This is a genomic window from Burkholderia humptydooensis (assembly GCF_001513745.1).
In the GTDB taxonomy this organism is placed as follows: Bacteria; Pseudomonadota; Gammaproteobacteria; order Burkholderiales; family Burkholderiaceae; genus Burkholderia; species Burkholderia humptydooensis.
The window spans coordinates 770,797-782,841 of sequence record NZ_CP013382.1 but is presented as its reverse complement, the minus strand read 5'-3'; the positions used below and the strand labels follow the sequence as shown (position 1 = coordinate 782,841).

The following is a 12,045-nucleotide window of genomic DNA, read 5'->3' as shown; positions in this document are numbered from 1 at the left end:
GATTGATTTGATCACGAAAATCCAGCTTCAATTCGCCTGACTTATTTTGCAATGGTTTCATCTCGTCATTAACATAAGGGTAATGATGTAATGAGGCGGCTGAATGCCAATTTCCCTCGGCATATTCCGACATTAACGAAATGTCGCTTACAAGATCAATTAGTTAATATCGGTCAAATACGGCACCGCTAGTTTCCACGCATTGCCGTCCCGATACAGGCGTACCAATCCACCATCGTGAGAGCGATTACATGAAAAGAAATCTGTTGACCGTCACGTTGCTTGCCGCTTTGGTTGCTCCTCCGGTTTGCGCCGAACAACAACCCGGCGCCTCGACCGCCGTCGCCGACACGACGGACAGCTTGATCAATTGTCAGGAATTCAAGATGCCGTCGGGTCCGAATAGAGTCCGCCGCACCATTCTCACCACCGATCCCGACGATCCGCGAAAGACCATCACGATCGAGCAGGTGCTGACGCGAACGGGGCCGGGTAAATTGACCTTCGTACGGGGCGAACAGCCGGCCGATGCGACCTTCTACAGGCAGAAGGTGTGCAAGAAAATGGGCGGGGTCGATGCCACCAACGAGGGCGAGATCACGATCAACGATCAAATCCTGAATTTTTCGCTCTGCAAGACCTTGGAGCAGCAGCCCGTCTCGAACAAGGATGGCGCGGCCGCGAAGCTGCCGGACTACGGCGTCACGATCATCGTTCCCGCTGTGCAGGTGAAATTCGCGCATCAGTCATCTCTGCCGATTGCCGTCTGGACGTCCGCGCCGGTGGCAGGCAACGTGGATATTTCGCTCTCGTCCGGCGCGACCGGCTTCCTTTACATCCAGCAGTACGGATATGCCGGCGTGAACAATTTTCTACCGACCTTTACCTTCACGCCGTATGTCTTGGGAACGTATCCCGTTACAGCGAAGGCACGCGCGCCTCAAGTGGGCTGCGTAGAAGATAAACGTGGAATCGTGACAGTGGTGAATTGAAGACTCGGAATACATACGCTGCCGCCTTGCTTCGAACAAAGGTTAAAGGTCTCGGCTAATGGCGGAGGTGAATCGCTCGCCGAACAGAATGGCGAACTGATTGACTGCTTGCCGCCAAGTGATAGGCGGCATCTTCCAATCCTTTTCGATGTTGCGCAAGGCCAGGTACAGCAGCTTGCTGGCGGCTTCGTCGCTCGGGAAGTGGCCGCGGCTCTTGACGATCTTGCGCAACTGCATGTGCATGCTCTCAATGGCGTCGTATATACGATTCGACGCACCTCGGGCGGATAGGCGAAGAACGGGATCACCTGTTCCCACTGGCGCTGCCACATGGCCGCGACGGTAGGGAATTTGCGCCCCCACTCGCTCTGCGCAAAGGCGTCGAGCGCCGCGGCCGCCGCCTCGGCCGTGGTGGCCTGATAGATCGGCTTGATCGCGGCAGCCAGCGGCTTGCGGTCCTTCCAGCTCGCCAGATTCAGCGAATTGCGGATGAGATGCACAATGCAGGTCTGGATTTGGGCGGCCGGATAGACTGCCTCGATCGCTTCGGGGAAGCCGCGCAATCCATCGACCACCGCGATCAGGATGTCGTGCAAGCCGCGGTTCTTCAACTCGTTGAAGACCTTCAGCCAGAACTTCGCGCCTTCGGTTTGCTCGATCCACAAACCCAGCACTTCCTTGCGGCCGTCGGCGCGGATGCCCAGCGCCAGATAGACCGCCTTGTTCTTGACCGTGCCTTCGTCGCGGATCTTCAGCCGCAGCGCGTCAAAGTACACGATCGGATACATGGCCTCGAGCGGGCGTTGCTGCCACTGCTCGACGTCGGCCAGCACCTCGTCGGTGACCGTCGAAATCAGATCGGGCGACACCTGCAGCCCGTACAGTTCCAGCAGGTGGCCCTGAATCTCGCGCACGCTCATGCCGCGCGCATACATGCTGATGACGTGGTCGTCGAAGCCGGGCAGGCGGCGTTGATACTTGCCGACCAATTGCGGCTCGAACGTCGCCTGCCGATCGCGCGGAATATCCAGCTTCAGCTCGCCGTTGGGCGTCAGAACCGTCTTGGGACTGGTGCCGTTGCGGTGGTTGCCGGCCTTGCCCTGCTCAGTCTCGGCTTCCAGATGGTGGCTCAACTCGGCCGCAAGCATGCGCTCGGCCAGTTGCTTCTTGAACTGGCCGGCCAGCCCCGATTCGCCCAGGATCGACTCGGCGTCCTTGCTCTGCACCTGCGCAAGGAACTGATCGATCAGTTCATCGGGGAACAGCTTCGGCACCTTTCCTTTCTTCAACGGAATGCCGGCGGCGCTGTTCAAGCCGCGTCAGAACCTCGACGGGTCCCCCGTTAGGCATAGGCTTAAACATAGGCGTAAGAGTACCTCATAGTTTAAGCGTCATCTCGGGTCCAGTTTTCGTGGGGGGGCTGACTCACTCGCCGTTAGCAGAATTATGCAACAACGCAGTCAAAATGCAAAATAAAGTATCATACAAATGGTATATTTTCTAATTTGATATTGAAAAATTATCCAAATATAGCGCCTCATCAATTTCGAATGACTTGATTAGTTTTCCCGGCGGGGCGGTGTTTGAAAATCGATCCCCCGTGGCAGCATCACGAAGTGTAATACAGCACGCATCCGACCCGTCACTATAAAATGTATGCAGGCGAATTGGAGAGTTCATTGATCTGTATCCAAACTCAACGCGACGGGGAAAAATCGCGAATTCCAGCTTACCATTTTTTACAAGTAAAGCATGATCAGTTACGAATGGTGGATAATTTACACCACCTTCCAAACTAAAGTTGTTTTCTGATGTAAAATCAATGTATCGTGTTCCAACATGTCTTCCAAGTCCACCTTGGGGAATTTCTTAAAAATCCCCCCAAATAATTGCGGCAGCTTGATCGGAATCACTGCAACAGAAAACAGCTTTACCACTTTTATTTATCGGAAGCTGAACTCGCACGATTGGGATTATTTGCCAATAAAGAGAATTATATCTTCTTTGGTCGTCTCTAGCATTATTTAGGCCGACAACATCTCCATATAAACGAGTACATCATCGTTCAAGTGCGCCGGTATGACGACATGGCCGGCGCAGACACCGTTCGGGTTCAATGGGTGGCGGCCGTAACCTACAACACAGACGTTCGTCCTGTCGGGCTGCCGGGGCATATGGACTTCCGAATCCCGCGCATGGAGGTCATCGACGCAATCGGCCGCGACGTGCGCATCAGCTATTCCGTACAGCAGCGTCTAGCAGGCTGTTGAAATTGGATACGGTGTAAACGGGCGCTGCGGGCGGTGCGTTAGAGATATCGTGTTCATGATCTTGGGCAGACGAGAGCGATGCGCGGAATGGACGAGATGCAAGAACCGCTGTTCACGACGGTGAAGCTGGAAGACTTCGTGCCGGCCGATCACCCGCTGCGGCCGCTTCGGCTGCTGGTCAATCAGGCGTTGAAGCGGCTCAACGGGCTGTTCAGCACGATCTATGCAGACAGCGGTCGAGCCTCGATTGCGCCTGAGAAGCTGCTGCGTGCGTTGCTGCTGCAAGTGTTTTATTCGGTGCGCAGCGAGCGCATGCTGATGGAGCAGATGCGCTACAACTTGCTGTTTCGTTGGTTCGTCGGGTTGGCGATCGAAGACGCCGTCTGGGACCACTCGGTGTTCTCGAAGAACCGCGATCGTCTGCTCGAGCACGAAGTGGTCGAAGCGTTCTTTACCGAAGTCATGAGCTTGGCCGACAAGCAAGGGCTGCTGTCCAGAGAACACTTCTCGGTCGATGGCACGCTGATCCAGGCGTGGGCCAGCCACAAGAGCTTCCGGCCCAAGGACGGTTCGGACGATCCGCCGGCCGGTGGCGGCCGCAATGTCGACACCGACTGGAAGGGCAAGCGGCGCAGCAACGAGACTCACGAGTCGAGCACCGATCCGGATGCGCGGCTGTTCAGGAAGAGCAAAGGCACGCCGTCCATCCTGTGTTACCAGGGGCACATCCTGATGGAGAACCGTTCGGGTTTGGTGGTTGGCGCGGTGGTCAGCCATGCCGATGGCTTTGGCGAACGCGCGAGCGCATTGCGCCTGCTCGATTGCGTGCCAGGCCGTCATGCCAAGACGCTTGGGGCCGACAAGGGTTATGACATGCGCGACTTTGTGCGGGATTGTCGTGCGCGCAAGGTGACGCCGCATGTCGCACGCAACGACGCGCATCAGGGCGGTAGCGCGATCGACGGGCGCACGTCGCGGCACGTCGGCTACGGCATCAGCCAGGTGATTCGCAAACGCATCGAGGAGCACTTCGGCTGGGGCAAGACCGTCGGCAGGATTCGACAGACCGTGTATCGCGGCATCAAGCGAGTCGACCAGCACTTCAAGTTGACGATGCTGGCGAGCAACCTGACTCGAATGGCCCGAATACTGGCGGCGGTGCCGCAGGGAGCAGTGAAATGAGCCGCCCAAACGCGACCGTCGCGCGGCAACGCGCCTGCTGGCCCGCTCGCCAGCAGGGCAGCCGCGACGATTTATCCGCAACTCAGCAGCCAATCGCATACGAAACCCTTTTAAACAGTGCCCCAGCCATCAAAACGAGGCGCTTTTCAACAGCCTGCTAGGCGGCCCGGTTCATCCATCCGACACCTTGACCTTGCATGTCGAGGGGCAGTCGCTGACGCTTCCCGCTCCCTTGCTCGACGGGGCGCGCACACAAGTGACGGTCTTGTATTCCGGTATGGAAGACGACCAAACCGTTCGGGTCCGATGGGATGGCGTGGTAACGCGGCATACCGAAATCCAGCGTGTCGTCAAGGGACAACCCTCCATCTTCGATATTCCGGCGGCGTGGGCGACAGAGAATAGCGGCTCCAGAGTGCTGATCAACTACAGCGTCGGATGGATCGACTCCGATGCGCAACTTCAATTCTCTCGAGTATTGCGCGTCAATCTCTGATTCCCGCAGGAGAAAAATATACAAACAGCATGTGAAATAAAACAAGGTCGATGGAATTTGACAAAGGGCTTTAGAGACGGTTTCAAAAAGAGTCCAAGGGGCTGTTAACTTTTTCAGCATCCTGTTAACCTTGGCCGTCGTGACAGACGGGCCAAGGAGATGGGTAAGCCAATCATTGATGACGAACTGTGGGCACTGGTCGAACCACTGCTACCTCCGCCAAAGCCGCGCCGCTTCAAGTACCCCGGTCGCAAGCCGGTAGCGGACCGTGCGGCTTTGACGGGCATCCTTTTTGTGCTGAAGACGGGCATTCGTTGGCGCGACTTACCGTCCGAAATGGGATGCGGCTCAGGCGTAAGTTGTTGGCGCAGGCTGCGCGATTGGCAGCAAGCCGGTGTGTGGGATCGACTGCACGCGGTGCTGCTGGCGAAACTGCGAGCAGCCGAGAAGATCGACTTCTCCCGTGTGGTCGTCGACTCATCGTCGATTCGTGCGGTTGGGGCGGGCGAAAAACTGGCCCGAACCCCACCGATCGAGCTCGACCCGGGTCGAAGCACCACATCGCCACCGACGCCAACGGAACGCCGATCGCGGCAATCCTGACCGGCGCCAATCGTAACGACGTCACCCAACTGGTTCCGCTGATCGAGGCCATTGTGCCGATCGGCGGCGTGCGTGGACGGCCTCTGAGCCGTCCTGCCCGCGTCTACGCCGACCGTGGTTACGACCACGACAAATACCGACGCATCCTTCACGAGCGCAACATCCCCACCAGCATCGCGCGGCGCGGTCAGCCGCACGGTAGTGGCCTTGGAAAAGTCCGTTGGGTCGTCGAACGTACTCATGCTTGGCTGCATCATTTCCGCCGTCTACGTATTCGCTTTGAACGTCGCGCCGACATTCACGAAGCGTTCCTCAAACTCGGCTGCTGCCTGATCTGCTGGAATACCCTGCGGCGAGCCCAGCAGTCTTTATGAAACCGTCTCTTAGTCATGAAATCAGATGGCTTCAGATATGTACTGGTCGCGACGCTATGCACATTACTGGTTGCATGCGCTACCAGTCCGCCCCCGCCTGCCGTCGTGATCGAGCCCGCACCAGGGCGCTCCTCAAACGGCGCAGGCGCCGTCGACTTCATTGACCGTCGCAGGGCCCGAAGCCGCAACCCAATTGAACGGATGGTACAACCGAACGGATCGTGACTGTGGCGGCCTAAGCAAGCCGGCATTTCTCTGCAGCGGCGTGATGCTTCGTGCAACGGAGACCAATCCCGCCTTCTTTCCATGGGATCCCAGCCCCGGCTCCATACAAAGCGGCGGCGTCTCCTTCTCGTGGCTGCGCACGGACAACAATTTCGCGAATCTGGTTTTCAACTACAACAACGGGTTCATTTTTTTCCCCGCCCTTGAAACCCCCTCCGACAAGGACAGCAACATCGCCGTGCTTTGTGCTTTCCCGATGGATGCGGACACGAATAACCGGAATTCGCTTCAGGGATGCGGCCCGAGCAACACTTATCCGCTGGAAAGCCAGCCGTGCAATGAGCAGGGCATCATCACCGCCCAGCAGTGGATCGACCACTTCAATCTTGGCGCGAACAAGTATCGGTACCAATGTGGCTGGAACGTGAGAGACGGACAGATCGACACGGCGAATCGCTTCTATCAGGCCATCCTTGCCAGGCAAGCCATGATTCCGCAATGGTGGGCCGTCCAGAACGAACTGCGTCTGGCAACCTGGCCGGCCGGCCATGGCGCCAATCTCCCTATCCAGTCGTTCTTTTATATTTCCGGAAAGCCTGGCGCCCTCGCCAACGCGCAAAACGACCAATTGCGTTTTTACGGCAGTTACAAAGAGGTGGTGCCGATCGTTCGTTTGACCCTCCCGGCCAATTCGAGTGGCAAGGCGACGTTCGCGTACAGCAGCGACGACCAGGCCGTCGGCGACGGCGGCCCGCCGCCGCTCGCAATCGACACGACGCCCGTTACGCTCAGTGGCCGGGTTTATCTCTTGCCGGCTTACCCGGCTCTCCTGCCGGGCGCGTGGCCTGCCAACACCACGATTCAACGTACCGCGACCGGTGGAATTCCGCCGTACAGCTATCAATCCGGCAACAGCGGCATAGCAGTCGTCGACAACAACGGATACGTGACGGTGCGAGGCAACGGCACCACGGCCATCACTGTCCTGGACAGCATCGGCGCGACCAAGAGCTATCAAGTGTCGGCAACGGGCGTCATACAGTGCGTCGGTCTCGGCAAAGGTACTTACTCCCAGATCTCGAGCGTCGCCGGCTCGCAAGGGGTGCACATCCCCAACATGGCGCAGTTGCGCGAGATGAATGCGCTATACGGAAGCCGCTGGCCGATGGGAAATGATTGGTACTGGTCTTCCGACATACAGGCCTATCTGCCTTTCACGCGATACTGGATAAAGAACATCGTGACCGGGCTGGAAGGACATAACTATCACTACGGCAGCCATTTGGGAGTCGGCATTCGTTAGATGAATCGACATTCGTCCAGCGTCGTTCAATTCGCGGCGAATTCTGTTCGAAGCGCCGCCGTTTGAGCCCTTTATCCGTTGCGGGCACCGGCCCGCAACGGCCTGACGAGCGAATCGGAACGCACTCGTTCGACGCCAAAAGCGATTGAACGTCCGGCCGGGGCGGCTGCGTCCTTCATGATCAGCCACCGAATTTAACAAACGTCCAGAATATTTCCCCTATCCGAGTCCCCCGATGAGAATGGCGTCATCGTCATTACCGGTGCATCCGCGCTGTCCACCCCGTGTTGGGAACCGCGGCTGCGACAACGTCCAGGTTGTCCCAGCGCAATGGCAGCGCCGCTTGAGGAGTCCAATGCCGCAGCACCGTTTCCATAGCGAGGAACATCCGTGCGTTCACCCCCGACCAAAGTCGTCATTGCCGACAGCCAGCCCGTCATGATTTCCGGGCTCGCATATGAGCTCCAACGTGATCCGAACATACAGGTGGTCGGCACCGCACGGAGTCCGGGCGATCTCGTCGACATGCTGACACGGCGCGAGTGCGACGTCGTCATCTCCGATTACACGATGTCCTCCGGCTGCGAAAAATACAGCGACGGCATCGCGATGTTGTCGTTGATTCGACGCCGCCATCCCGGTGTCGGCCTCGTCGTGTTCACGGCAATCGACAATCCCGGCGTGATTCGCTCACTGTTGTCGAAACACATTTCATGCATCTTCAGCAAGCGAGACCATGCCGACGAAATGCCGGCCGCCGTGCGCGCGGCCAAGTCTGAAGAAGCCTATCTTTCGCCGGTCATCGCCTCGATTGTTCGGGAGAGCAAGACGGACGCCCCGACCTCGAACCGCGGTCTCGCATTGACGCCTCGTGAACTGGAAGTCGTGCGGCTTTTCGTGTCCGGTCTCACGATCAACGAAATCGCTGCTCGCCTGCGTCGCAGCAAACAAACGATCAGCTCACAAAAAAATAACGCAATGCGCAAGATGAGCATCAAGCGGAACATCGATCTCATCAAATATGCCGTCGACACGAAGCTCGCTTGCTCAATCAGCGCAACTGCTTCGTGACACGCGCCGCGGGCGTCATGCCTTTCCTGCGGCAATGTCTGGTTTATGAAGTTGCGGACATTTTCATTCGGAGTCTCCGAGGGCCGGCCAGATAAAGAGAAACGAGGCGCATCGAAAGATCTGCCGTGCCGTCCCCCGATAGCCGCCTCAGACGGCATGAACGTCAAAAAACGTCCGCGTGATCTTTTCCGATTTGCTTATTGGCGATTTCGTCAGCGCCGACGAGCTTGCATAAAAGTCGTCGCGAATTAATATTCATTTATGCAACTATCATGCAGTCTGCTTCCGTTCGATTTTCTAACAACAACCTTTCAAAAGATCACCTAACCCCAGTTACGGTCACGGGCTCGTCCATGCAAACGGAATTCAGAAAACGCATTGCGATCCTCGAAGACGACGTCAATCAAGCCAGGACGCTCACAGCCTGGCTGGAAAAAGCCGGTTACGACACGGCTACCTGCGCCGACGGCGATCGCTTTCTCGATCTCATCGAGCAACAACCATTCGACATGTTGCTCCTCGATTGGGACGTTCCGGGTGCGTCCGGCATCAACGTCCTGCAACGAACTCGCGAACGCATTGCGCACGCAATGCCGATCGTGCTCGTCACTCAGCATGACGAAGAAGCCGACGTCGTCTACGGCCTCGAGCACGGCGCGGACGATTATCTGGTCAAGCCTGTCACTGAAAATATCCTGATCGCCCGCGTCGGCGCGCAATTGCGCCGCTACTATCCCGCGGCTCCGGCCGAGCCGGTCATCAAGGCCGGAGACTACGAATTGAGGGGCTCGCGAGTCATCATGCTATGCAGCCAATCGATCGACCTGCCCGAACGGGAATTCAGGCTTGCTCAATTACTGTTTTCGAATCTAGGCCGGATCGTCACCAAGAAGGCGCTCATTCAGAAAATTTGGAGCGCCGATTCGGATGCCAAACTGGAGGAATCGGCAAAAGGCAATCGCAGTCAAGAAGCGATGCTTTCGACCTATATCAGCAAATTGCGCACGCTCCTCCAGCTCGGCGCACGCCACGGGGTCGTGATAACCGCCATCTACGGTTATGGCTATCGGCTGGAACAGATCCGCGGCCAGGGAAGCGATGAGAAATATACCGCTTAGCGCGGCCGCACGATTGTTCTCCGCTCCGCCATCGCGTCTGCGGTGGTCGCTATTCCGAAGAATTGCCGCGTGCGAAAGCTACTGAACTTCTTCGCGGCGCTCGGAAGCGGCCCGATCGCATTCATGTTCGCGATGTTCGCGCTGGCGCTGCTGGGCTCGTATCCCGCAGGCGGAGTCGTGTCGGGCACGCTCGACCGCGTTCTGTTCGACTTGATGGCGCGCATGGTCGCACACAAACCAACCGGCGACATCGTCGTCGTCAACATCGACGAACCCACGCTCACAGCGCTCGGCGCGCGCAACTTGCCGGCCTACTCGAAGGCGTTGCTCGATCGAATGGGGCGTGCCCGGAGCATCGTGCTGGATTTGCCTCTTGCGCCCGGCTTGGATTACGGCAGCCTCGAACGAGGCATGCAAGATCATCCGCAGGTCATTCTGGTACGGCCCAGCAACGCCACCGACGTCTCGGGCAATCCGGTCCTGCCGCTGCCGCGCGCGCTGGCCGATCATGCTGCCGCAATCAGCCAGCGCGACGTTACGATCGGCCACTATGGCGTCGTGACGGGCTTCGTGCCGTACATCCGCACTGCGAGCGGAACCATCTCGCATATTGCACTCGATGCGCTGCGCGTCGCGCGTATCGAAGCGCCCGTCCCGTTCGAGGACTACCTGGAACCGTATGCGCCGTCGGTCGATGCGCAACGCGTTCAGGCAGTGTCGATCGTGATGCCGCCCATCGAAGCGACGCGGCAATATTCCTATCTCGACGTCGTGCAAGGGCGCATTCCCGGCGACGCGTTCGCCGGCAAGATCGTATTCGTCGGACACGAAGCCTGGCTAGGCGAAGGTACCTATCAAACGTCGTCGCTGCATTCAGAAGCGATATCGCGCGTGCAACTCGACGCACTGATTACGGAAGCGGTGGCGTCCGGCAGTCTCACGCGGAAAATAGCCTATCCGGCCGAGGTGGCGATCCAATTCGTCATTACGATCGGCATCGCGCTCATCTGCTTTGTCGTGCCGGGGCGTGCGATGCACTTGGCCGCGCTCGCCTGGGTACTGCTGATATTCGCAATTGCTCTCGGGCTGCTGTTGTTTCATGTCTGGCTGCCCATTGGCTTTCTGCCGGTCGTGTGCATAGTGATCTACGGCTTTTTTGCGTCAGTGCGCCATCACCGTACCCTCATGCTGCTGCGTCGCGAAGTGTCCGAGCTCAATACGGTTCTCGCGTCGATTCAATCGTCCGACGTCACCAAACTGACGTCGATCCCGGCGCTCGCGGCACACGGCGAACTGCGTCACATAGAAAGCATGATCCACGAAATCCGCTTATGGCAACGCACCTATGTGAGCATGATCGATCGGCTGCCCTATCCGGTTTTTCTCGAACTCGAGGGTCGGCTCGCGGTGCGCAACGACAAGGCGAACAACCTGTTGCTTCCCGACGCTTCAGACGCCGCCGACTGCTCGTTGAAAAAGCGAACAGCTCCGCTCAACATGCTCAAGCAAAAAATCGACGCGGCGCTGCATGCTGCGCCGGGCACACCTCGTGAAATCGTATGGCGGAGCCGGGAATACGTCCTGCTTTGCGAACCGCTTGCCGAAGCAGCCGACCAGCACGGACAAACGAACGCTTGGCCCGCGTCGCAACTCATCAGCCTCATCGACCTTGCTGACGCGAAAAACTACGTCGCGTACGATAAAGAAATGCTGCGCCACGTCGCACATGATCTGCGCAGTCCGCTAACGACGATCCTCATGCTGATCGAGCGGCGCAGCGCCGAAACCGCCGTGGCCGATGCGACGCAACACGATCACGAATTCCTGCGAAACTTGCGCCGGTATGCCGACTATTCGCTTCGGATCGCCAAGGAGTTCATGCAGCTCGCGCGTGCGGAGCGGCTGGAAAAAGACACGTTTGTGCCGATCGCTCCCGCGGACATTGTTCGTGACGCAATCGATCAGGTCTGGTTTGCGGCAGAGCGAAAGGCCATTAAGTTGCACGGCCCCGAAGTGAGCGCCGATACTGTGCTGATCCGCGCAAACCCGGACATGTTGGTGCGCGCCATCGTCAACTTGCTGGACAACGCCATCAAATATTCAGATCATCAAACGGAAATTCGCGTGCGGATCGAGGAAACCAACGATCGTCACGTCGCGCTGCACATCAGCGATCAGGGCATCGGCATGTCGGATGACACGCTCCGGCATTTGTTCGAGCCGTTCTATCAGGCCGAGCGTCAGCACGATATCGATGGGGGCGTCGGCCTAGGTCTGCCGTTCGTCAGGGCGGTGATTCAGCGTCACGGCGGAACGATTCAGGTATCCAGCGTACTCGGACGCGGCACCGAATTCGTCATCAGGTTGCCGCTATTCCCGTAGCCACGCGACGCGCTGGCGACGCGGCAGGT

General features: G+C 58.0%; 8 protein-coding genes and 1 pseudogene. 8 read left to right on the top strand and 1 reads right to left on the bottom strand.

What is annotated here, in order from left to right; translation table 11 throughout:
* The first annotated feature begins 251 nt into the window (after positions 1 to 251).
* Complete coding sequence (locus AQ610_RS22535) at positions 252 to 992, top strand: hypothetical protein (protein ID WP_043283095.1); 741 nt, start codon at positions 252 to 254, stop codon at positions 990 to 992.
* Positions 993 to 1,034: 42 nt separating this feature from the next.
* On the opposite strand, the pseudogene AQ610_RS22530 reads toward AQ610_RS22535, so the two are convergent.
* Positions 1,035 to 2,281, bottom strand: a pseudogene (locus tag AQ610_RS22530) (IS256 family transposase).
* Between the two features lie 1,068 nt (positions 2,282 to 3,349).
* Between AQ610_RS22530 and AQ610_RS22520 the strand changes: the two are divergent.
* From AQ610_RS22520 to AQ610_RS22495, 7 genes are all read left to right on the top strand, one after another.
* Positions 3,350 to 4,444 carry an IS5-like element ISButh5 family transposase gene (locus tag AQ610_RS22520; protein WP_006029868.1) on the top strand — a complete coding sequence of 365 codons (1,095 nt, stop codon included), beginning with the start codon at positions 3,350 to 3,352 and terminating at the stop codon, positions 4,442 to 4,444.
* Positions 4,445 to 4,631: 187 nt separating this feature from the next.
* Complete coding sequence (locus tag AQ610_RS22515) at positions 4,632 to 4,940, top strand: hypothetical protein (protein ID WP_043283088.1); 309 nt, start codon at positions 4,632 to 4,634, stop codon at positions 4,938 to 4,940.
* 159 nt (positions 4,941 to 5,099) lie between these two features.
* Positions 5,100 to 5,917, top strand: a protein-coding gene (locus tag AQ610_RS34540) for an IS5 family transposase (protein WP_085954769.1) whose coding sequence is annotated in 2 segments (ribosomal slippage) — positions 5,100 to 5,448 and positions 5,448 to 5,917 — 819 coding nt in all. Because the reading frame shifts where the segments join, the coding sequence is not laid out codon by codon here.
* Between the two features lie 268 nt (positions 5,918 to 6,185).
* Positions 6,186 to 7,445 (top strand): immunoglobulin-like domain-containing protein, encoded by a 1,260-nt coding sequence (locus tag AQ610_RS22510; protein ID WP_009916369.1) that lies wholly within the window; start codon positions 6,186 to 6,188, stop codon positions 7,443 to 7,445.
* A 390-nt stretch (positions 7,446 to 7,835) separates the two neighbouring features.
* Positions 7,836 to 8,516 (top strand): LuxR C-terminal-related transcriptional regulator, encoded by a 681-nt coding sequence (locus tag AQ610_RS22505; RefSeq protein ID WP_015602605.1) that lies wholly within the window; start codon positions 7,836 to 7,838, stop codon positions 8,514 to 8,516.
* 272 nt (positions 8,517 to 8,788) lie between these two features.
* The gene (locus AQ610_RS22500; RefSeq protein WP_231749058.1) at positions 8,789 to 9,634 is read left to right on the top strand and encodes a response regulator transcription factor; all 846 of its coding nucleotides are present in this window, start codon (positions 8,789 to 8,791) and stop codon (positions 9,632 to 9,634) included.
* 69 nt (positions 9,635 to 9,703) lie between these two features.
* The gene (locus tag AQ610_RS22495; RefSeq protein ID WP_230479339.1) at positions 9,704 to 12,016 is read left to right on the top strand and encodes an ATP-binding protein; all 2,313 of its coding nucleotides are present in this window, start codon (positions 9,704 to 9,706) and stop codon (positions 12,014 to 12,016) included.
* Positions 12,017 to 12,045 lie beyond the last annotated feature (29 nt).

Excerpts from the sequence above, each read along its gene's own strand:
- AQ610_RS22535 (WP_043283095.1), top strand. The coding sequence starts at position 252 with ATGAAAAGAAATCTGTTGACCGTCACGTTGCTTGCCGCTTTGGTTGCT.
- AQ610_RS22520 (WP_006029868.1), top strand. The coding sequence starts at position 3,350 with ATGGACGAGATGCAAGAACCGCTGTTCACGACGGTGAAGCTGGAAGAC.
- AQ610_RS22510 (WP_009916369.1), top strand. The coding sequence starts at position 6,186 with ATGCTTCGTGCAACGGAGACCAATCCCGCCTTCTTTCCATGGGATCCC.
- AQ610_RS22500 (WP_231749058.1), top strand. The coding sequence starts at position 8,789 with ATGCAGTCTGCTTCCGTTCGATTTTCTAACAACAACCTTTCAAAAGAT.